Source organism: Sphingomonas sp. PP-F2F-G114-C0414 (assembly GCF_003688595.1).
Classification (GTDB): domain Bacteria; phylum Pseudomonadota; class Alphaproteobacteria; order Sphingomonadales; family Sphingomonadaceae; genus Sphingomonas.
Genome location: NZ_RCWT01000009.1, coordinates 166,152 through 188,900 on the forward strand (window position 1 = coordinate 166,152; position 22,749 = coordinate 188,900).

Sequence of the window (22,749 nt, forward strand, 5' to 3'; positions counted from 1 at the left end):
GGCTTTACGTCCTGCCCGCGACGAGTTGGCCGCCGATCCAGGTGCCCGCGGGCTTCAGATCGGCGGTGAGCGCGACCCAGTCGGCGCGCAGTCCGGGCGCGAGCGCTCCGCGTTCGTGCGACAGGCCGAGAAAGGCGGCGGGGTTGGTCGCCGCCATCGCCGCCGCGGCAGGCACGTCGGCCTGCGTGCGCGCAACGAAGTTGCGGACCGCGCCGGCCATGTCGAGATCGGAGCCGGCGAGCGTCCCGTCCTCACCGAAGCACTTGCCGTCCTCGACATGAATCAGCCGTCCTTGCAGGCGGAAATCCTTGTCGACCGCGCCGACCGACGGCATCGCGTCGCTGACCAGCATCAGGCGGTCGTGGGGTCGGGCGTTGAGCGCGAGACGGAGCGCGGCGTCGTGGACGTGCAGGCCGTCGGCGATCAGCCCGCAATAGACGTGGCGATCGTCGAGTGCTGCGCCGACCACGCCCGGCGCACGGTGGAGCAGCGGCGACATCGCGTTGAACAGATGTGTGATGCCGGAGAGCCCCGCACCGACCGCGTCGATAATGGTCTCGTAATCCGCATCGGTATGGCCCGCGCTGACGATCACGCCGCCAGCGACCAGCCGCGCGATCGACGCCGCATCGGTCAATTCAGGCGCGAGCGTCACCATCACGCGACCCTTGCGGGGGCGGATCAACAGCTCGATCATCGCATCGTCGAGCAGCCGGAATTTGGCGGGATCGTGGATGCCTTTCCGCGACGGGTTGATCCACGGGCCTTCGATATGCGCGCCGACCACGCCGGGAACCCCCGCCTCGATCGCCGCGTCCATCGCGTCGAGCGTCGCCGCGATCACCTCGGGCGTGTCGCTGATCAACGTCGGCATGAAGGCGGTCGTGCCGTACGGGACATGCGCCGCACCGATCGCGGCGATGCCGGCGACCGTCGGCTGGTCGTTGAGCAGCACGCCGCCGCCGCCATTGACCTGCGTGTCGACGAAGCCGGGGAGCAGCCAGCCGCCCCCCAGATCGACGACGCGATCGATCGCATCGGACGGCGTACCGTCGAGCGCGTCGATCGCGACGATCCGGTCGCCATCCACGCTGATCGTCGCGCCGTTCAGCAGCGCATCGCGCGTGACGATCGTACCGTTGACGAAGTGCATCCGAAGACCGTTCATACCGTCGTTGCTCATAGTCTCGCCGCTCATACCGTCCGCGTGACCTTGCTGAGGTGGAGCGGTGCGTCGGGGTTCAGTCCGCGGCGAAGCGACAGCGCATTCGCCATCCGATAGAAGCTCTGGATCATCAGGATCGGCTCGATCGCGGGGTGCGCGGTCAGCGCGACCGGGGTGCCGTCGGCATCCGCCTTCGCATCCGCGAGACACACGACCGCACCGCGCGCGCGAAATTCTGCCGCTGCCTCGCGGACGCCGTCGCCCGCCGTGTCGGAGGTCGCGAACGCGATCACCGGGAAGCCGTCATTGACGATCGCCATCGGTCCGTGGCGGACTTCGGCGGCGCTGAACGCCTCGGCATGGAGCGCGCAGGTTTCCTTCAGCTTCAGCGCGGCTTCCTGCGCGATTCCGTAGCCATAGCCGCGGCCGATCACGAACAGGTTGTTGGCGTTGGCCAGCGCGTCGACGATCGGCGACCAGTCGGCGCCGAACGCGAGCGTCAGCATGTCCGGCAGCGTATCGACCGCGTTCGCCAGTGCGTCGTTCTGCGACCACGCCGCGGTCAGGCCTGCGAATGCCGCGAGTGCGCAGATGTAGGATTTGGTCGCCGCGACCGACTTCTCTGGTCCTGCCTTCAGCGCGATCAGCGTGTCGGCCATCTCGGCAAGCGGCGAGGTCTCGTCGTTGACGAACGCGACGACATAGGCGCCGGCATTCTGATACGCGGTGACGGTGGCGAGCAGATCGGGGCTGCGGCCGCTCTGCGATACCGCGATGACGAGCGCGGTGCCGGGCGCCATCGGCGCGGCATAGACCGACGATACCGAAGGCGCGGCGGAGGCGACGGGTACGCCGAGCAGCGTCTCGATCAGGTATTTGCCGTAGGTCGCGGCATGATCCGACGAGCCGCGCGCGCACGTCACCACCACGGCGGGCGGGGCGGCACGAAGCCGTTCGCCGAGCGCGGCGAACGCATCGCGGTTGGCGGACAACAGCCGCGCGACCGCATCGGCGGATTCGGCGGCCTCGCTGAACATCAGCGTCCGGGCTTCGTCGTGCAGCGTTTCGTTTTGAAGCGTGCCGTCTTGCAGAGTGGACGCGCGGTCCTGGATAGTCTCGTTCACTTGATGCCCCCCGGCCGACGCGCGCGCGCCGACGTCAGATGTCGTTGAGTTCGGCGACGAGGTCGTACGCGTCGCCACGGTAATAGGATTGGGTGAATTCGGCCGCCCGACCGTCGCGCAGGAACCCACGGCGTTCGATGAACAGCCCCGCATGCCCCGCATCGACGCCGAGCATCTTGGCGTGCTCGGCGCTGAAATGGACCGCGCGCAGGCGTTGCAACGCGCGCACCTGGCGATTGCCGGCCACTTCGAGCGCCTTGTACAGCGAGTCCTGCACCGCATCGATCGATGGCAGGCAGTATCCCGCGATAGTGGTGTATTCGAGCGCCATCGGCACGTCGTCGGCATAGCGGATACGCTGGAAGCGATAGACCGCCGAGCCCGGCGACAGGCCAAGCGAGAGCGACTCCTCGGGCGTAACCATGCCCATCGTCCGGCTGACCCAGGCGCTGCTCGGCGTGCGGCCGCGCGAGATCATGTCTTCCGAAAACGACGAGAGTTTCGAGAAGCTCTTTTCGACGCGTGTCGCGACGAACGTGCCCGCGCCGCGACGCCGCGTCAGCAAACCTTCCTCGACCAGCCCGCCGATCGCCTTGCGCACGGTGATGCGCGACACGTCATATTCCACCGCGAGATCGCGCTCGGCTGGAATGGCGTCGTCCTTGGCCAGCACGTTGCGATTGATCGCGTCGCGGATCAGCTGCTGGAGCTGGACGTAAAGCGGGGCGGGGTTGCCGTCCCGGAATCGGCCGATGCTTGTGGAAAAGGACATGTAGGCGACTTTCGCTGATGCCGGAGCGGGCCTCCGATAGATGCAGCCCGGCAACCGATCTGGGATACGTTATGTATTGGTATTGTTCAAGCGGCTTGATGTAACATGTCTGTAAGAACTGCCTTGAGGGCGCGAACGCGGTCGATATCGGTGCGGCGTCGCCCCGCGGTCGTGAAGCCGAAACGGCGTTCGCGCGCCAGGGCCTCTGCATCGGCAACCTCGTCGAGATCGGATGCAATCATGCCGCACGAGGCGTGGATCTCGACGATCCCGACATCGAGAAACGCCGCGACATTGTCCGCGTCGATGCCGCTTCCCGCGAGAATGATGATCCGTCCGCCTGCGTGTCGGTGCAAGGTGGCGAGCATATCGAGGCCGTCGATCGCCTTCGGTGCGCCGCCGGACGTCAGCACGCGGTCGAACCCGAGCGCGATCGCGGCGTCGAGCGCGGCGGGCATGTCGGCACATAGATCGATCGCGCGATGGAGCGTCAGTGATAGTAGCGCGCGCCGCGCTGTGCCTGCCGATCGGGCATGCGCGACCAGCGACGCCAGCGTTTCGGTGTCGAGCCTGTGGTCTGCGTGGGTGGCACCGATGACGATGCCGGCGAGGCCTGCTTCGGCTGCCGCGGTGATGTCGCCCGCGATCATCGCCAGCTCGCGTGGCGTATAGTGGAACCCGCCTTCGCGCGGTCTGGCGAGCAAATGGACTGGGATTGGCGCGCTTGCCGCCGCGGCGGTCAGCGAAGGTGATGGCGTCAGTCCGCCCAGCGCCAGCGCGGCGCAGAGTTCGATGCGATCGGCACCCCCGGCAATGGCGGCGTCCAATCCCGCGATATCGTCGACGCATATCTCCAGCGTCATGGATGCCCTCCCGACCGTCGTAATTATATTACGTTTGGCCGATCGAATCGCCGGGTTCAATCCCGAACCGACAGTTTCTTGTAAGAAGTGGTATTACAATAACTTGGCACCGCTGCCGCGCACGTGTGTCAAAACGATACGGCGGAATCCGCTAGGCTATTGATACGGCTATATATTATACGATCGCCCGGTGGGCGTCCTAGGGTGGTAACCAAACTGTAATTTCCGATGGATTCTGAAAATGAATTGGTTATACATTACGCCTGCCGAGCCACTCAAAGAGTAACCAAAACAGTACCAGGTGGCAGGTGATCGAGGCGACGCCGACAGCGTCGGGGGAAGGCGCTGCGGCGTCGATTAGGAAGGGGTTTCGACAATGATTTTCCGGAAGCAGATTTTGTTGGCGTCGAGCGCAGCGGTATGCGTCGCGATCACTCCAGCGGCGTTCGCGCAGACCGATCCCGCACCGTCGGCGACGCCGGTCGCGCAGGATGCCGCCCCGTCGGCGACCCAGTCGCCCGCCCCATCCGCCGCGGCCCCATCCGCGCCATCCTCCGCAACCGGCGACGATATCGTCGTCACCGGCATCCGCGGCAGCCTGCGCAGCGCGATCGCGGTCAAGCGCAACGCCAACGCGGTCGTCGACGTGATCTCCGCCGAGGACATCGGCAAGTTTCCCGATCGCAACGTCGCTGAATCGCTGTCGCACATTCCCGGCGTCAGCATCGATCGTCGCTTCGGCGAGGGCGAGAAGGTCGCGATCCTCGGCACCGATCCCGCGCTCAACCGCATGCTGCTCGATGGCCACGCGCTCGCGTCGGCCGACTGGGGCGGCAACGACAACGACCCGTCGAGCCGCACCTTCAACTATTCGCTGCTCGCCCCCGAGCTGGTCGATCGTCTCGAAGTCTACAAGTCGCCCGAGCCGCGCATCGAGGAAGGCAGCCTCGGCGGTACCGTCATCGTCCGCACGCGCCGTCCGCTCGACCTGAAGGCCAACGCGATCTTCGCATCGGGCGGCTATTCGTACAACGACCGCTCGGACAAGGGCAACGTCCGCGGCTCGGGCCTGTACAGCTGGAAGAACAAGGACGAGACGTTCGGCTTCCTCGTCGCGGCCACCTACGACAAGCAGAGCCTGACGCGCGCCGGCGTCGAATTCTTCGGCTACGACAACGTCGCGCCGAACGCCGACGGCACCTACAACAGCCCGTTCGTCAACCGCGCCGCCGACGGCACGCTGAGCCTCAAGAGCCCCGGCGCGACGATCACCGGCGGGACGATTTCGGACCTCTACAAGGCGGCGTCGCCGTTCGGCATCAACTACGCCTATTTCCAGCAGACCCGCGAGCGCAAGAGCGTGTCGGGCACGGTCCAGTACCGGCCGACCTCCGATCTGACGCTCACGCTCAACGGCCTGCACATCAACGGCAACTACAACAACTACAGCCAGTCGATGTACACGATTCCCGGCGCATGGACCGGCGACGTGCTGCAATCGGCGAACATCAGCAACGGCGTGGTCAACGCCGCCTCGTTCGGCGCGGCGACCAACCAGGGCTCGCAGCTCGATACGCTGGTGCGCAAGACCAAGCTGAAGACCGACAACATCAACTTCTTCGCCGATTACGAAGGCGACGGCGGGGCCAAGATCTCGTTCGCGGGCGGCTGGAGCAAGGCGGTCGGCGGACGCGATCCCGAATATCTGTTCAACGTGCAGACCAAGCTGCCGTACAGCTATGCGTTCACCAACAACACCGCGACGGTGAACTTCGTCGGCGATCCGACCAACCCGGCGAACTATTTCACCAACCCGAACAACAACCCGGCGCAGATCGAAGGGCGCCCGGTGATCGTCAACGGGACTCAGCTGAACGCCGCGCAGATCGGCGGGCAGGACTTCAGCGTCACCACCGACCGCGACATCTTCGGCGGCTATGACGCGACCATCCCGGTCGAGTTCGGTCCGTTCAAGGAAATCCTGCTCGGCAGCCGTGCGACCGACCATGTCAACCAGATCGACGCGCGCGGTATCAACACGTACCTCCAGTCGTCGCAGACCATTCCTCAGCTCGGTGCGACCGCGCTCGTCACCCCCAACGGCACGTTCGACGGCAGCGGCGGGCTCGGCAACGCGACGCAGTATCTGAACCTGCCGCAGCAGTCGGTGATCGATATCCTGTCGGGCGCGATCAACTCGCCGCTGGTGACCAAGATCGGCGCATCGACCAAGGTCCACGAGACGGTCATCGCCTCCTATGCGCAGGCCAATTTCGACCAGGGCGGGTTCCGCGGCAATATCGGCGGTCGCGTCGTCTACACCCGCGATATCTCGAACTATGCGACCACGCCGAGCGCACAGGTCAACCCGCAGCCGGTGCCGACCCGCACCTCGACCGACTATCTGAAGTTCCTGCCGAGCCTCAACATCGCCTATTCGGTCTCGCCGACGGTGATCGTGCGTGGCGCGGTGGCCAAGGTGATCTCGCGGCCGCGCTATCAGGATCTGGCGGCGGCGACGACGCTCAACGACGTCACGCTCGATGGCGGTGGCGGCAACCCGAACCTGAAGCCGTATGAGTCGACCAACTACGAGCTGACCGCGGAATGGTATCCGCGTTCGGGCACGCTGCTGGCGGTCGAGCTGTTCCGTCGCGATATCAAGAACTACATCATCAGCTCGCGCCAGAACGTCGATTACTTCAACGCGCTGCAGAACCGCATCACGACCTACAACGTCAGCCAGCCGATCAACGGCGCCAAGGCCAAGGTCAACGGCGTGCTGGTATCGGGTCAGGCCGAGATCTGGGGCGGGTTCGGCCTCCAGGCGAACTATTCGTACCAGGACAGCAGCACCTCGTCGGTCGACGTGAGCGGTGCGGCGCTCAACCTGCCGTATCTGTCGAAGCACACCGTCAACGTAATCCCGTATTTCGAGAGCGGGCCGTTCCAGGCGCGGCTGAGCTACAACTACCGCACCGCGTATTTCCGGACGATCGGTCGTCTCGGCTCGCGCGAGATGGTGGCGCCGTACAACCAGCTCGACTTCTCGGCCGGGTTCAACGTGACGCCGGCGGTGACGCTGTCGGTCAACGCGCAGAACCTGCTCGACGAGACGTATCTCCAGTATAACGCGACGCCGGATCGTCCGACCGCGTTCTACAAGAACGGCCGTACCTTCTCGGCATCGCTCTCGTTCAGGATGTAGCATCACCGGGTGGCGCGCCCTCGCGGTGCGCCATCCCCGTCCATAGGGGGCACGATATCGCCGCATGATATCAGGTTGGATCAAGGCAGTGCGCAAGCGGATGGGGCATCTCGGTGTCCTGTCCGCATTTCTCGTTCCGATGGCGGTGGCGACGCCGGCCGCGGCCGAGCGGATCGATCTGGATGCGGGGTGGACGTTCTGGCTGGCAAAGGACGCGCCGGCCGATCCGGCGTGGCTGAAGTCCGATCCCGCGAAGGTAGAAAGCGTCAGCGTCCCGCATAGCTGGCCGCTGACGCGCGGGGCGAATTCCGAGGGCGTCGGCTGGTATGCGCGGACGCTCGTCGTGCCCGAGGCGATCGTCGGCAAGCATCTCGAACTGCATTTCGACGCGGTGTTCTACGCGGCGCGCGTCTGGGTGAACGGAACGCTCGTCGGCACCCACGAAGGCGGGCATACCGCGTTCGATCTCGACGTTTCGAAGGTGCTGAAACCCGGCGCGAACCGGATCGTCGTCGCCGTCGACGACCGGCCGGGGTTCGTGACGATTCCGGGCTATGCGATGCGCCTCGCTGGCTCTGGGAACGTCTGGTACGACTGGTGGCACAGCGGCGGGATCACGCGCGACGTGTCGCTGCGGATCGCCGAGGGCGGGCTGATCCGCCGCCAGCGTATCCGGCAGGTACTGAAGGCCGACAGCGCGAACGTCACGAGTGGTATCGCGATCGAGAATGTCGATGCGACGCCGCACACCTATTCCCTGACGTCCGTCGCGATCGATCCCGATGGTCGCGAGGTCGCGCACAGTGAAAAGAGCGTGACGGTGGCCGCGTCGTCCGCCGCGACGCCCGACGCCGCGCTGACGATCGCCAAGCCGCAACTGTGGCAGATCGGTGCGGGCAAGCTGTACCGGATCGTCGCCGAACTGCGCGACGAGAAGGGCGTGGTGCTCGACCGGCGCGAGGACACCGTCGGTCTGCGCACGCTCGCGCTCCGTGACCGGAAACTCTACGTCAACGGCGTCGCGGTGCGGCTGACCGGGGTGACGCGGCACGAGGATTCGCCGTGGGAAGGCGCCGCCGAAACGCGTGGCACGATCCTCCACGACATGCGTGATCTGAACGCGCTGCATGTCACGCTGACGCGGCCGGTGCATTATCCGCAGCCGCAGAGCGTGTTCGATGCCGCCGACCGCGCGGGGATGCTCCTCGTTCCCGAAATTCCGATCTGGCAGATGACCGCCGCGCAGCTGGGCGATCCGCGGCTGCTGGTGCGCGCCAAAACGATGATGGCCGAGATGATCGCCGAGAGCGGCAATCATCCGAGCGTGCTCGCGTGGAGCGTGATGAACGAGAGCGAGGCCGCGACGCCGCAGGGGCTCGCGTTCGTCAAGGCGATGAAGGCGCATATCAATGCGATCGATCCGGGCCGGTTCGTGACGTTCGCGGATTCGCAGATCGCGGAGCGTGCCGTACGCGTGCCCGCCCTGGTCGAGGCGGATTTCGTGATGGCCAACGCCTATTTCGGGACCTGGAGCGGCGCCGCGGACAAAGTCGGCCCGTGGCTCGACGCGTTCGACAAGGCGTATCCCGACCGGATGCTGGTGATCTCCGAATTCGGCTGGCCCGGGCCGTTCTCGCACGATTCCGCGAGCGCGGACGTGGCGCGCACCGAAAACCTTAAGGACCAGCTCGCGGCGTTCGGGACGCGGCCCTGGGTCGGCGGCGCGATCTTCTGGAGCTATGCGGACTACCGCTCGAACAAGAACCTCTTCGCCGGCATGGCCGATGGCTATGTCGATCACGGCCTCGTCGATGCCGATCGCCAGCGCCGCCCGAGCTATTTCGCGTGGGAAGCCGCCAACCGCGACGTCTCCGCAAAGGTCGATCTGACGATGGCGGGCGAAACGCCGACCGGCTTCACCGCGACCGTGATGGGCGCTGCGAAGGCTGCATTGCCGTCCTATCCGCTGGTCGGCGCGCGACTGCACTGGCGCGCGATCGGCGGCGATCGCGTCGTGCTCGGCGAGGGCGAACAGGCGCTGCCGGTCATCGCGCCGGGCGGCACCGCGACGGTGTCCGCGGCCTGGACCGGTCGTCTTACGCCCGTCACGGTGACCGTCGATATCCTCACCGCGGAGGGTGCGCGCGCAGGCGGCGTCGTCCGCGAGTACGAACCGTTCAAGGCCGGCTCCGCCGTCTATCCACCCGATCCAGCGCAATTGCCGAAGGACCCTAAATGATCCGTTTCCGCCCTCTGGTGCTCGCGCTGCTGATGTCCTCGACCGCGGCGGTGGCCGAAGGGCCGAAGCTGATCCCGATGCCCGCCTCGATCGAGACTCATGCCGGCACGCTGACGATCGGCGAAGGTGCCGGGATCGTCGCGAGCGATGCGGGGACGAAGACTGCGGCGAAGCTGCTCGCGCAACAGGTCAAGGTCGTGCGCGGGCTCTCGCTCGCGAGCGACGCCGGCACCGGCCCGATCCGCTTCGTGCGCGATGCGAGCGTGGCGGGTGACGAGGCCTACACGCTGACCGTCGATGCGAAGGGCGTGACGATCGCGGCGAGCGGCGATGCGGGCCTCGTTCACGGCGCGATGACCTTGGCGCAGTTGCTCAGCCCCGATGCGGCGGTCGGCAAGCCCGTGACGCTGGCGGCGATGACGATCCGCGATGCGCCACGCTTCAAATGGCGCGGGCTGATGATCGATCCGGCGCGGCATTTCGTGCCGATGCCCACGTTGTACGCGATGGTCGATCAGCTCGCCGCGCAGAAGATGAACGTGCTGCATCTCCACCTGACCGACGATCAGGGCTGGCGCGTCGAGATCAAGCGCTATCCCGACCTGACCCGGATCGGCGCGTGGCGGACGCCGCCGTCTGCGGGTGGTACGCCGGGCGAGAAGGTCGGCGGGTTCTACACGCAGGCCGAGCTGAAGGCGCTGGTCGCCTATGCGCAGGAGCGCGCGATCACGATCATGCCCGAGATCGACCTGCCCGGCCATGCGCAGGCGGCGGTAGCGTCGTATCCGGCCGAAGTCGGCGTGCTCGGCGATCGGCCCGCGGTCGGTCACGACTGGGGCGTGAACCCGTGGCTGTTCAGCCCGGAGGATCGCAGCATGACCTTCATCAAGCACGTCCTCGACGAGCTGATGGAGGTGTTCCCGTCGCAGTTCATCCATCTCGGCGGCGACGAGGCGGTCAAGGACCAGTGGGAGCGTTCGCCCGCTGTACAGGCGAAGATGAAGGCGCTCGGGCTGAAGACCGAGATGCAGATGCAGAGCTGGATGATCGACCAGCTTGGCGAGTATCTCGCCAAGCACGGCCGCCGGCTGATCGGCTGGGACGAGATCCTCGAGGGCGGCTTGCCGCCATCGGCCTCGGTGATGTCGTGGCGCGGCGAGAAGGGGGCCGTGGATGCGGCGAACCAGGGGCATGACGTGGTGCTGAGCCCGGCGCCGATCTTGTATCTCGACAGCCTGCAGAGCAATCGCAGCGACGAGCCGCCGGGCCGCATCGCGAACGGCGATGCGATCGTGCCGCTCGCGAGGCTTTACGCGTACGAACCCGAGCCGGCGGGGCTCGCGCCCGACAAGGCCAAGCACGTGCTGGGCGCGCAGATCAATGCGTTCAGCGAATATCTGGTGACCCCCGAGCAGCTTCAGCACGCGACCTTCCCGCGACTGTCGGCGCTTGCCGAGCGGACCTGGTCGCCGAAGTCCGCGCGTAATTTCGACGACTTCGTGGCGCGGCTCGAGCCGCAGATGGGGCGTTATGCCCGCGCTGGTATCGCCGCGGCGGACAGCGCGTTCGCGGTCGACTTCGCAATTCAGGGCACGCGCGGCGATGCGTTGCGTCGCGGCAAGGTGCCCGTGACGCTCGCGACGCAGACCGGCTATGGCACGATCCGCTACACGCTCGACGGCAAGGCGCCGACCGCGCGATCGAAGGCCTATGCCACGCCATTGTCGCTCAGGCCGGGGACCACCATCCGCGCGGCGGCCTTCACCAGCGACGGTCGCCCGACCGCGGAACCGCGTCTGTTCGAGACGAGCCGGGTCGCGCTGCTGCGCCGGTCGAGTTCGGAGCTGGTCGCGTGCCCCGATGGCGCGATCGGCTTGCGCGTGCCGCTGACGTCGGAGGCGACGGGGAATACGCCGGTATTCAACGTCAACATCTTCGACACGTGCACGATGTATCCGGCCGCACCGCTGGATGTGGCGCGGAGCTTCACCGTCGATGTCGCGCGGTTGCCGCGGCATTACGGGCTGGCGCATGACGAGAAGGCATTGCGGCGGCATTACGCGGTGACGACGTACGGCGAGCTCGTGGTGCGCACCGGCGGTTGCACCGGCACGATCGCGGCGACCTTCCCGCTGCCGAACCCGGCGACGAGCCCGAACCGCATGACCTTCCGCGGCACGCTGCCCGAGGGCAAGGGCGATGCGGACATCTGCCTGTTGTTCACGGCGTCGATGGAGTCGCCGTTCTACGCGGTCGAATCGATGCAGCTGTCGGAGAAGAAGTGATGCGGCGCACGGCTCTCCTGCTGCTCGCCGCGATCGCTGCGACGCCCGCCTGGGCGGCACCACGCACGAGCGTCGTGCTCGACAAGGGCTGGTCGATGCGGATCGATCCGGCCGATACCGCTGCGGCCAAGGCGCATCCGAAGGCGGCACGCTGGCTGCGCGCGACCGTGCCGGGCAGTGCGCAGACCGACCTGATGGCGGCGAAGATCGTCCCCGATCCGTACAAGGGCCTGAACGAGGCGAAGATCCAGTGGGTCGGGTTGACCGACTGGCAATATCACACCGTCGTGCGTGCGACGCCCGAACTGCTGGCGCGCGATCATATCGATCTGGTGTTCGACGGGCTGGATACCTTCGCCGAGGTGCGGCTGAACGGGACCAAGCTGCTGGCGGCGGACAATGCGCATCGGCGCTGGCGCGTGCCGGTCAAGGCGGTGCTGAAGCCGGGGGCGAACGAGTTGCTCGTCACGTTTCGATCGCCGATCCGCACGTTGCAGCCGATGGTGCTGAAGGCGAAGAACCCGCTGCCTGGCGAATATGATTCGATCTATGGCGACGAGCCGATGGGCAAGCAGACTTCGCCCTATATTCGCAAGCCGAAGTATCAATATGGCTGGGACTGGGGTCCCCGGATCGTCACGCAGGGAATCTGGCGCCCGGCGCGGATCGAGGCGTGGGACGACGCGCGGATCGAGGCGTTTCGCGTGACGCAGGAAGGGCTGACAAAGTCCGAAGCGCGGTTGTCCGCCGAACTCGACGTGGTGGCGGGCCAGGAGCGGCCGGTCACGGTGCAGGTCGCGGTCACCGGTCCCGACGGCCAAGTCACGCAGGCGGCGCGGACCGTCACCGTCGCGGCGGGCGCGAGCAATGTCGCGGTACCCGTGAGCGTCGCCAATCCGCAACGCTGGTTCCCCGCGGGCTATGGCGCGCAACCGCTCTACACCGTGAAGGCGACGCTGACCGACGGAACCACGACGATCGACACCGCGCAGCGCCGCACCGGCCTGCGCACGGTCGAGTTGCGCCGCGACAAGGACGCCGCCGGGCGGGGGTTCGCGTTCGTTGTCAACGGTATCCCGGTGTTCGCCAAGGGCGCGAACCTGATCCCGTTCGACATGTTTCCCGCGCGTGTGCCCGAAAGCCAGATCCGCACCGTCATGGCCGGCGCGCGCGATGCCAACATGAACATGATCCGCGTGTGGGGCGGCGGCTATTATCTCGACGACGCGTTCTACGATCTCGCCGACCAGATGGGCTTGATGGTGTGGCAGGACTTCATGTTCGGCGGCGCCGTCACGCCGCCCGATCGCGAGTTCCGCGAGACCGTCCGCATCGAGGCGGAGGAACAGGTCGACCGGCTCCAGGCGCATCCCTCGATCGTGTTGTGGTCGGGCAATAACGAGGTGCTCAGCGGCTGGGCCAACTGGTCCGACCGGATCGCCTTCAAGAAGGCGGTCGGTGCGGACGAGCAGGAGCGGATCGGCGTCGGCATGGCGGTGATTTTCGACCGCGTGCTGCGCGATGCCGCCGAGCGCCGCGATCCCGACGCGGTCTATTGGCCGGGTTCGCCGAGCAACAGTTACGAGGACAAGCCCGACATCGATGGCGATGGCGACCGGCATTACTGGGACGTCTGGGGCGGCAAGAAGCCGGTCGAGGCGTATCTCGACAGCTGCCCGCGGTTCATGTCCGAATACGGCCTGCAATCGATGCCCGAGATGAAGACGATCCGGACGTTCGCGACCGACGCCGACTTCTCGCCGACCTCGCCGGTGATGAAGGCGCACCAGAAGTTCCTGAAGGGCGAGGGCAACGACCGGCTGCTGTTCTACATCCGCGAGAAATACCGCGAGCCGCGCGACTTCGCCGAGTTCGTGTATCTGAGCCAGGTGATGCAGGCCGAGGGGATCGAACTCGCCGCGCTGCATCATCGTGCATGCCAGCCGGTGACGATGGGATCGCTGTTCTGGCAGATCAACGACGTCTGGCCGGGGGCGTCATGGGCGAGCATCGATTATTACGGCCGCTGGAAGGCGCTGCAATTCCGGGCGCGGCATTTCTATGCGCCGCTGGCGATCGCCGCCGAGCGCAAGGACGGCGCGACCAAGGTGAGCTTGATCTCCGACGCGACGGTGCCGACCGAGGCGAAGTGGCGCGTGCGGACGCTCGATGTCGACGGCAAGGTCGTCGCGACACGCGAGGAGGCTGCGACGTTGGCGCCTTTGTCCGCAACGCCGGTCGCGACGCTGCCCGATGCGGCGCTGTTCGCGGGTGGCGATCCGGCGCGGACGATCGCGGTGGCGGAGTTGCTCGTCGACGGCCGCGTGACGTCCCGCGTGCTGGTGTCGGCGGCGCCCAAGACGATGACGCTGCCCGATCCGGGACTCACCGCGACCTGGGACGGCGATCGACTGACGCTGACCGCCACCAGGCTGGCGCGCGCAGTCTGGATCGATTTCGGCAAGGTCGAGGCGAGGCCATCGGACAATGCGTTCGATCTGCTGCCGGGGGAGAGTGTTACGGTGACTGTTGCTTCGAAGGCGTCCGCGGCGGCGCTGCGGCGTGCACTGACGATCCGCACTCTGGCCGGTGTCGCGGCGGTGAAGTCGTGATGCGCGATTGCGCCTCCACCCTGCCGTCATCCCAGCGGACGCTGGGATCCAGAGTTACGGACGCCGCCGCCCTTGGCTCTGGATCCTGGGTCGAGCCCAGGATGACGGAGGGGGGGAGAGGGCGCCTCTCGACCAGGCTTGCCCGGCTTGCCTTCGCTCCCGGCCTGTTGCTCGCGTCGTCAGCGCTTGCCCAAACTGTCGATCCGGCGGTGCGGGGCATGACCCTCGACGAGAAGGCGGCGCAGTTGCAGAGCGTCGCGCCGGCGATCCCGCGGCTGAATTTGCCCGCCTATGATTACTGGAACGAGGGGCTGCACGGGCTCGCGCGCAACGGCGTGGCGACGGTGTTTCCGCAGGCGATCGGCCTTGCTGCGACGTGGGACGAGGCGCTGCTCAGGCGCGTCGGCGACGTCGTGTCGACCGAGGCGCGCGCGAAGTCGAACGCGCTGCCGGCGGGCGACCGCGAACGCTATCAGGGGCTGACGATCTGGTCGCCCAACATCAACATCTTCCGCGATCCGCGCTGGGGGCGTGGGCAGGAGACCTATGGCGAGGACCCGTATCTGACGGGCAGGCTCGGCGTCGCGTTCATCGGCGGGTTGCAGGGGCCCGACCTCGCGCACCCGAAGGTCATCGCCACGCCGAAGCATCTCGCCGCGCACAGCGGACCCGAGGCGGGGCGCGACGGGTTCGACGTCGACATCTCGCCGCACGACCGCGAGGCCACGTTCCTGCCCGCGTTCCGGCTTGCGCTGACCGAGGGCAAGGCGCTGTCGACGATGTGCGCGTACAACGCGATCCACGGGGTGCCGGTGTGTGCGTCGGAGCCGTTGCTGACCGAAACGGTGCGGAAGCAATGGGGCTTCAAAGGGCTGATCGTGTCCGACTGCGATGCGGTCGGGAATATCTCGAACTACCATTATTATCGACCCGATACTGCGAGCGGATCGGCGGCGGCGATTGCCGCTGGCATGGATTTCAACTGCGGGAAGACCTACGCGGCGCTCGGCGATGCGGTGCGGCGGGGGCTGGTGCCCGAGGCGACGCTCGACATGAGTTTGACGCGGACGTTCGCGGTGCGGCGGATGCTCGGCGGCGCGTTCGGCGCGACGAGCCCGTGGGACAGGATCAAGCCGACCGAGTTCGACACGCCTGCGCACCGCGCGCTGGCGCTGGAGGCGGCGCGGAAGGCGATGGTGCTGGTCCAGAACAACGGCGTGCTGCCGCTGAAGCCGTCGGCGAAGATCGCGGTGATCGGGCCGAATGCGGACAGCGTCGACGTGCTGGAGGCGAATTATCACGGTACCGCGGGGGCGCCGATCACGCCACTGGCGGCGCTGCGCACATCGTTCGGGGGCGTTCGGTATGCGCAAGGATCGAGCATCGCCGAGGGCGTGCCCGTGCCGGTGCCCGACACTGCGCTGTCGCTGCGTGGCGAGTATTTCCGAGCGAGCGATTTCACCGGCACGTCGGTGGTACGCGCCGACCGGCTGATCGACTTTGACTGGGACCGCACCGCGCCTGCGCCGGGGATCGACCCGGCCGCATTTTCGGTGCGCTGGACGGGTACGATCACCGCGCCGGCGGCGGGTGACTATGTGTTCCGGCTCGACGTGCCGCGCTGTTTCGACTGCAAGGGGCATGATCCGTCGCGGTTGTGGATCGACGGGAAGCCGGTCGCCGATGACGACGGCGGCGGCAAGAATGTCGAGGCGGCGGTGACGCTGGCCGCCGGCCCACACGCGATCCGTGTCGAGCTTGCGCATAGCGGTGAGGATCAGGGGCTACGGCTGACCTGGACCGCGCCGGCCGATGCGCAGGTTGCGGAGGCGGTCGCCGCGGCGAAGGATGCCGATGCGATCGTCGCGTTCGTCGGCCTATCGCCCGCGGTCGAGGGCGAGGCGTTGCAGATCGAGGTCGCCGGGTTCTCGGGCGGCGATCGGACCGATATCGGGCTCCCGGCCGCGCAGGTGAAGTTGCTCGAAGCGGCCAAGGCGACCGGCAAGCCGCTGGTGGTCGTGCTGATGACCGGCAGCGCGGTGGCGATGACCTGGGCGAAGGCGCATGCCGATGCGATCCTGGTCGGCTGGTATCCGGGGCAGGCTGGCGGGCAGGCAATCGCCGATACGCTGGTTGGCAAGAGCAATCCGGGCGGGCGACTGCCGGTGACGTTCTACGCGAAGACGCGCGATCTGCCCGCGTTCATCGACTACAACATGCGCGAGCGGACGTATCGCTACTTCACCGGCACGCCGCTCTGGGGCTTCGGACACGGGCTGAGCTATACGCAGTTCGCCTATGCCGCACCCAAACTCGCGCGCACCACGATTACGGCGGGGGAGAGCTTCACCGTCGAGGTGCCGGTGCGCAATACTGGCAAGGTTGCGGGCGACGAAGTGGTGCAGGCGTATCTCGTGCCGCCCGAGCCGACGGTAAAGCCGCGCTTCAACGATCCCGTGCTGCAACGTCAGCTGGTCGGGTTCAGGCGCCAGACAGTGAAGCCGGGGCAAACGGCACGCGTGGCATTTACGATCGATCCTCGCGGCATGAGCAGCGTCGATGCGGCGGGAACGCGTCGCGTCGTACCGGGCGAATACCGGCTGCATATCGGTGGCGGCCAGCCCGGCGACGGGCCGGGTGTCGATACCGTCTTCACCGTGACGGGAACGCAGGATTTGCCGAAATGATCGATCGCCGGATGCTGATTGCCGGTGCTGCGGCACTCGGGTTCGCGGGACCGCTGCGGGCGGCCGCGCCGTCGTTCGTCAGCAAGCGCCCGAAGCTTGGCGATCGTCGCTACACCAGTCGCGCGGTCGAGGCGGAGATCGCGCGCGTGTCGGCGAAGATCGGCGATCCCGAACTCGCCTGGATGTTCGGCAATTGCTACCCGAACACGCTCGACACGACGGTGTTCATGGGCGCGGTCGACGGCAAGCCCGATGCGTTCGTGATCACCGGCGACATCGACTGCATGTGGCTGCGCGATAGCTCGGCGCAGGTCCATCCGTATTTGCCGCTGGCGAAGCGCGACCCGGCGTTGCGGATGCTGTTCCGTGGACTGATCGCGCGGCAGGCGCGGTGCATTCTGATCGATCCGTACGCCAACGCGTTCATGCACGACCCCTCGGCGAAGACCAATCTGAGCTGGTCGCTGACCGACGACACGGTGATGAAGCCGGGCGTCGGCGAGCGCAAATGGGAGGTGGATTCGCTCTGCTACCCAATGTGGATCGCGCACGCCTATTGGCAGGCGACCGGCGACACCGTGCCGTTTGGCGCGCTGTGGGCGGACGGCGCGCGCGCGTCGATCCGGACGTTCCGCGAGCAACAGCGCAAGGACGGGCCGGGACCGTATCGCTTTCGTCGGTCGTCGCCGATCGTCGGCGAGAGCATGGCGCTGGACGGCTACGGCCCGCCATCGCGACCGGTCGGGCTGATCCATTGCGGGTTCCGGCCTTCGGACGATGCGTGCGTGCTCCCGTTCCTGATCCCGTCGAACATCTTCGCGGTCCGTGCGCTGCGCCAGTTGGCGGAACTCGCGACGCGCGCACGGCCCGACGCGGCGCTGGCGGCGGATGCGTCTGCGCTGGCGGACGAGGTCGAGGCGGCGTTGCGGCTGCACGGGCTGACCAAGGGGCCGGACGGTCAGCCGGTCTGGGCGTATGAGGTCGATGGCTATGGCAACGCGATCTTCATGGACGACGCCAACGTACCGAGCCTCTCGGGGCTCGCCTATCTCGGTGCGGTGAAGGCCGACGATCCGCTCTGGCGACGCACCGCGGCACGTGCGTGGAGCAAGGACAACGCGTATTTCTTCACCGGCAAGGCGGCGGAGGGGATCGGCAGTCCGCATACGGGCTTGCGCGAGATCTGGCCGATGTCGATCGTGATGCACGCGTTGAACGCGCTCGCGACCGGTGACGACGCGACCGTAGTACGCTCGCTGGCGGCGCTGAAGACGACGCATGGCGGCACCGGGTTCATGCACGAATCCTTCAACCAGGACGACGGCGCGAAGTTCACGCGGTCGTGGTTCGCCTGGGCCAACGGGCTGTTCGGCGAACTGGTCGTCGACATTGCCGCCAAACGTTCCGCCCTTCTCGGAGTCCGCGCATGATCACTCGCCGCATGCTCCTCGCCGGGACCGGCGCGCTCGCGCTCACCGCGCGCGCAACCTTTGCCGCTGCGCCGCGCGGGCAAGCGACCGCGCCCGACCTGTTCGTCGGCACCGGCGGCCACGGCCATACCTATCCCGGTGCTACCTTGCCGTTCGGGATGGTGCAGCTCAGCCCCGATACCGATGTCGAGCGCTGGGATGCGTGCTCGGGCTATCACCGCACCGACACGTCGATCATCGGGTTCAGCCACACGCATCTGTCGGGCACCGGGATCGGCGACATGCTCGACGTGCTGGTGGTGCCGACGCGCGGCCCGGTCCAGCTGACTCCGGGCACGCTCGAAGATCCCGGTGCGGGCTATCGCCAGCGGTTTTCCGACGAACATGCGGAACCCGGTTACTACCGTGTGGCGCTGGAAACGGGTGTCCGCGCGGAACTCACCGTCACCGAGCGGACCGGCATTCAGCGCCATGTCTTCCCGCGCGGCGCGGGGCATGTCCTGATCGATATGTCGCACCTGATCCTCGACGAGTCCGACCGGGGCGTGCTGATCGACGAGGCGTCGCTGGCGATCGACGACAGCGGTACGCTGACCGGCAGCCGCCGCGTGTTCCGCTGGGCCAAGGGCCGCCGCATCCACTTCGCGATGCAGGTGTCGCGCAAGCCCGACCGCATCATCTTCTACGGCGATGGCGACGTCGCGCAGGCTGACGGCGCACGCGGCGTCGCGGGCAAGCGCGTGAAGGCGGTGCTGCACTATGACGACGCCGGTGCCGCGCCGATCGTGATCCGCACCGGCATCTCCGGGGTCGACGTCGCCGGCGCGCGCGCGAACCTGGCCGCCGAGGCACGGCACTGGGACTTCGACCGGTACCATGCGCAGGCCGCCAAGCGCTGGGCCCCGGCGCTCGACGCGGTCACCGTCGAGGGCGGGACGCCGGCGCAGCGCACGATCATGGCAAGCGCGCTGTATCACGCGCAGCTTGCGCCGACGCTGTTCTCCGATGTCGACGGGCGGTATCTCGGTCTCGACAAACAGGTGCACAGGCTGTCGGGCAAGGAGCGCGCGTACAGCACCTATTCGATGTGGGACACGTACCGCGCGCTGCATCCGCTGCTGACGTTGATCGAGCCCAAGCGGACCGCCGAGCTGGTCGGCGACCTGATCCGCCAGACGCAGCAGAGCCGCTATGGCCCGCCCGTCTGGCCGCTTCAGGGGATCGAAACCGGGTGCATGATCGGCTGGCATTCGGTGTCGGTGATGGCCGAGGCCCGCGCGAAGGGCGTGCGCGCCGATTATGCGGCGGCGTGGCCGAACGTGCGTCGGCGTTCGTTCGATTTCACGATGCCGGATCTCGACAACAGCCTCGGGATCGAACCCTATGATACGATCGGCTATGTTCCCGCCGACAAGGTGTTCGAGGGGGTCTCGCGTACGCTCGAATATGCGTATGACGATTACGCCTCGGCGCACCTGGCCGATGCGGCGGGAGCGACCGCCGATGCCGCACGACTGCGCAAGCGCAGCGGCAATTGGCGGAACGTGTTCGACAGCACGATCAATTTCGCGCGACCCAAGCGCGAAGACGGGACATGGATCGAACCGTATGATCCCGTCGCGCTCGGCCATTCCGCGACGTGGCGTGACTATACCGAGAGCAATAGCTGGCAGGCGACGTTCCTCAACCAGCACGACGTCTACGGCTTGATCGCGGCGATGGGCGGCGATGCGAAGTTCGAGGCCAAGCTCGACGGCCTGTTCACCGCGTCGTCGGTCCTGCCGAAGGATGCGCCGCCCGACATCAGCGGGCTGGTCGGTCAGTATGCCCACGGCAACGAACCCAGCCATCACGTCGCGTATATGTACGCGTATTGCGGCGCGGCCTGGAAGACGCAGGCCATGGTCCGCCGGCTGCTGACCGAGATGTACAAGGACGCGCCCGACGGCATCATCGGCAACGACGATTGCGGTCAGATGAGCGCGTGGTTCGTGCTGAGCGCGCTCGGGCTGTATCCGGTCGATCCGGTGAGCGCGAACTATGTGCTGGGCTCGCCGCTGTTCGATCGGGCCGAGATGCGCGTCGGCAACGGCAGGACGCTGGTCGTCGAGGCGCGCGGCAATGCGCCCGACCGGCCGTATGTCCAGTCGGTGACGTGGAACCGCAAGCCCTGGACCAGAAGCTGGATCACGCATGCCGATATCGTTCGCGGCGGGCGGCTCGTGTTCGAGATGAGCGACAAGCCCAACCGCAATTTTGGCCGCGCGCCCGCCGATCGGCCGCCAGCAACCACCGGAGTTTCGCGATGACGTTAGACCTGAACCGCCGCGCGTTGATCGCCGGTACGCTCGCTACTGCTGCGGCTGGCCGGGCCAGTGCGGCGGCTCCGGTCGGTGCACCCGCCCCGTGGGGCGCGACGCCGAGCGTCCGCCAGCTCGCGTGGCACAAGCGCGAGCGCTACGGCTTCGTCCACTTTACGCTGAACACCTGGACCGACAAGGAATGGGGCTATGGCGACGAGGACCCGAAGCTGTTCGACCCGACCGCGTTCGACCCCGACCAGATCGTCGCGGCGGCGAAAAGCGCGGGGCTGACCGGGCTCGTCCTGACCGCCAAGCATCATGACGGCTTCTGCCTCTGGCCCACAAAGCTCACCGAGCATTGCATCCGCAACAGTCCATACAAAGGCGGCAAGGGCGATATCGTTCGCGAAATGGGCGACGCGTGCCGGCGCGGCGGGATCTCCTACGGCCTCTATCTGTCGCCGTGGGATCGCAACCGTGCCGACTATGGGAAGCCGTCGTATGTCGAGTATTTCCGCGCGCAGCTGACCGATCTCTGCACCAATTACGGCGAGCTGTTTGAAGTGTGGTTCGATGGCGCGAACGGCGGCGACGGCTATTATGGCGGCGCGCGCGAGGCGCGGAAGATCGATGCGCCGAAATATTACAACTGGCCGTCGATCATCGCGCTGGTCCACAAATTGCAGCCGATGGCGTGTACCTTCGATCCGCTCGGCGCGGATATCCGTTGGGTGGGCAACGAGGACGGCCACGCAGGCGATCCCTGCTGGCCGACGATGCCGAACCATCCCTATGTCCAGTCCGAGGGCAATTCGGGCGTGCGCGGGGCGCCGCTATGGTGGCCGGCGGAGACCAATACGTCGATTCGTCCCGGCTGGTTCTATCATGCCGACGAGGACCTGCAGGTGAAGTCGCCGCAGCGGTTGATGCAGTTCCACGACGAGTCGGTCGGGCGCGGCACCAACATGATGCTCAACCTGCCGCCCGATCGCCGGGGGCTGATCGCGGAGCCCGATCTCGCGTCGTTGAAGTCGTTCGGCGATGCGTTGCGGGCAAGCTTCAAGACCGATCTGGCGAAGGGCGCGGTGGCGACGGCCTCGTCGGTGCGCGGGCGCCAGTTTGCGGCGGCAAACGTGCTCGACGGCAATCGCGACACCTATTGGAGCACGCCCGATGCGGTGAAGACGCCGTCGCTGGTGCTCGACCTGCCGCCGGGGCGCCGGTTCGACCTGATCCGGATTCGCGAGGCGCTCGACCTCGGTGTGCGCGTGACGAAGTTCGCGATCGACGTGGCCGACGCGAAGGGCGCGTGGCGCGAGGTCGCGGTGCACGAGTGCATTGGCGCGCAGCGGATCATTAGACTGCCCGAGCCGGTGACCGCACGGCGCGTGCGGCTGCGCATCGTCGAGGCGCCGGCATGCCCGGCGATCACCGAACTCTCGCTGTTCCTGAGCGTCGCGCCGGTCGCGATCGCGGCCTCGCAGGCGACGGGCAACAAGATCATCTCGAAGACCGGGTGGACGATCGTCAGCGCGATCCAGCACACTCTGGCGATGAAGGCGGGCAAACCGGATTTCGCGGGCGAGAAATCGCTGGCGGGTGTGGTGAAGCCCGGATTGCCCGGCGCGGAAGCGGTGCTCGACGACGACCTTGCCACCGTCTGGACGACGCCCGCGCCGACCCCGACGAGCATCGTGATGCTGATGATCGACATGGGCAAGGCGGAGAACGTCGCCGGGTTCAGCCTGACGCCGACGCGGCAGGCGTTGCCCGATGCAGGACCGCCGGGGCGCTACCGCGTCGAGACGAGCGAGGACGGCAGGACCTGGACGCCGGCGGACGAGGGCGAGTTCGGCAACATCGCCTACGCCCGGGCGACGCAGCGCATCACCTTCGCGAAGGCTCGGCAGGCGCGCTACCTGATGCTGGGGTTCACGACGGTGGCGACCGCGCAGCCGAAGATGGCGATCGCCGGGATCGGCGCGTTCCGGCCGTAAGACGGGGCGACTACAAGATAGGCCCCACCCCGGTGAAGGCCGGGGCCCAATTGGGGGACGGTGA

At 67.0% G+C, this 22,749-nt stretch carries 12 protein-coding genes; 8 read left to right on the forward strand and 4 right to left on the reverse strand.

Annotation, left to right across the window (positions count from 1 at the left end):
• Window positions 1-4: 4 nt before the first annotated feature.
• The 4 genes from nagA to C8J47_RS01425 all read right to left on the reverse strand — a co-directional run bounded on the left by nagA (window position 5) and on the right by C8J47_RS01425 (window position 3,924).
• Window positions 5-1,168: an N-acetylglucosamine-6-phosphate deacetylase gene (gene nagA, locus C8J47_RS01410; RefSeq protein ID WP_121884693.1), complete on the reverse strand. Its 1,164-nt coding sequence runs from the start codon at window positions 1,166-1,168 to the stop codon at window positions 5-7.
• Window positions 1,169-1,194: 26 nt separating this feature from the next.
• Window positions 1,195-2,202 (reverse strand): SIS domain-containing protein, encoded by a 1,008-nt coding sequence (locus C8J47_RS01415; protein ID WP_056053102.1) that lies wholly within the window; start codon window positions 2,200-2,202, stop codon window positions 1,195-1,197.
• Between the two features lie 121 nt (window positions 2,203-2,323).
• Window positions 2,324-3,061 carry a GntR family transcriptional regulator gene (locus tag C8J47_RS01420; protein ID WP_056052211.1) on the reverse strand — a complete coding sequence of 246 codons (738 nt, stop codon included), beginning with the start codon at window positions 3,059-3,061 and terminating at the stop codon, window positions 2,324-2,326.
• An 86-nt stretch (window positions 3,062-3,147) separates the two neighbouring features.
• Entirely contained in the window at window positions 3,148-3,924 is a 777-nt protein-coding gene (locus C8J47_RS01425; protein ID WP_121884153.1) for a copper homeostasis protein CutC, read from the reverse strand.
• Between the two features lie 376 nt (window positions 3,925-4,300).
• Here C8J47_RS01425 and C8J47_RS01430 point away from each other — a divergent pair, with 376 nt between their 5' ends.
• From C8J47_RS01430 to C8J47_RS01465, 8 genes are all read left to right on the forward strand, one after another.
• On the forward strand, window positions 4,301-7,132 hold the full coding sequence (locus tag C8J47_RS01430) for a TonB-dependent receptor (protein ID WP_121884154.1): 2,832 nt from the start codon (window positions 4,301-4,303) through the stop codon (window positions 7,130-7,132).
• A 64-nt stretch (window positions 7,133-7,196) separates the two neighbouring features.
• Window positions 7,197-9,371 carry a glycoside hydrolase family 2 protein gene (locus tag C8J47_RS01435; RefSeq protein ID WP_121884155.1) on the forward strand — a complete coding sequence of 725 codons (2,175 nt, stop codon included), beginning with the start codon at window positions 7,197-7,199 and terminating at the stop codon, window positions 9,369-9,371.
• Window positions 9,368-11,656 carry a beta-N-acetylhexosaminidase gene (locus tag C8J47_RS01440; protein WP_121884156.1) on the forward strand — a complete coding sequence of 763 codons (2,289 nt, stop codon included), beginning with the start codon at window positions 9,368-9,370 and terminating at the stop codon, window positions 11,654-11,656. The genes C8J47_RS01435 and C8J47_RS01440 overlap by 4 nt, the downstream gene beginning before the upstream one ends.
• Window positions 11,656-14,268, forward strand: a complete 2,613-nt coding sequence (locus C8J47_RS01445) for a glycosyl hydrolase 2 galactose-binding domain-containing protein (protein ID WP_121884157.1) — start codon at window positions 11,656-11,658, stop codon at window positions 14,266-14,268. Before C8J47_RS01440 ends, C8J47_RS01445 begins: the two co-directional genes overlap by 1 nt.
• A gap of 218 nt (window positions 14,269-14,486) precedes the next feature.
• Window positions 14,487-16,955: a glycoside hydrolase family 3 C-terminal domain-containing protein gene (locus C8J47_RS01450; RefSeq protein ID WP_183128986.1), complete on the forward strand. Its 2,469-nt coding sequence runs from the start codon at window positions 14,487-14,489 to the stop codon at window positions 16,953-16,955.
• Complete coding sequence (locus C8J47_RS01455; protein ID WP_121884159.1) at window positions 16,952-18,385, forward strand: glycoside hydrolase family 125 protein; 1,434 nt, start codon at window positions 16,952-16,954, stop codon at window positions 18,383-18,385. Before C8J47_RS01450 ends, C8J47_RS01455 begins: the two co-directional genes overlap by 4 nt.
• Window positions 18,382-20,694, forward strand: coding sequence for a GH92 family glycosyl hydrolase (locus C8J47_RS01460; RefSeq protein ID WP_121884160.1), 2,313 nt, complete (start codon window positions 18,382-18,384; stop codon window positions 20,692-20,694). The genes C8J47_RS01455 and C8J47_RS01460 overlap by 4 nt, the downstream gene beginning before the upstream one ends.
• Window positions 20,691-22,685: an alpha-L-fucosidase gene (locus C8J47_RS01465; RefSeq protein ID WP_121884161.1), complete on the forward strand. Its 1,995-nt coding sequence runs from the start codon at window positions 20,691-20,693 to the stop codon at window positions 22,683-22,685. Before C8J47_RS01460 ends, C8J47_RS01465 begins: the two co-directional genes overlap by 4 nt.
• Window positions 22,686-22,749: the final 64 nt, after the last annotated feature.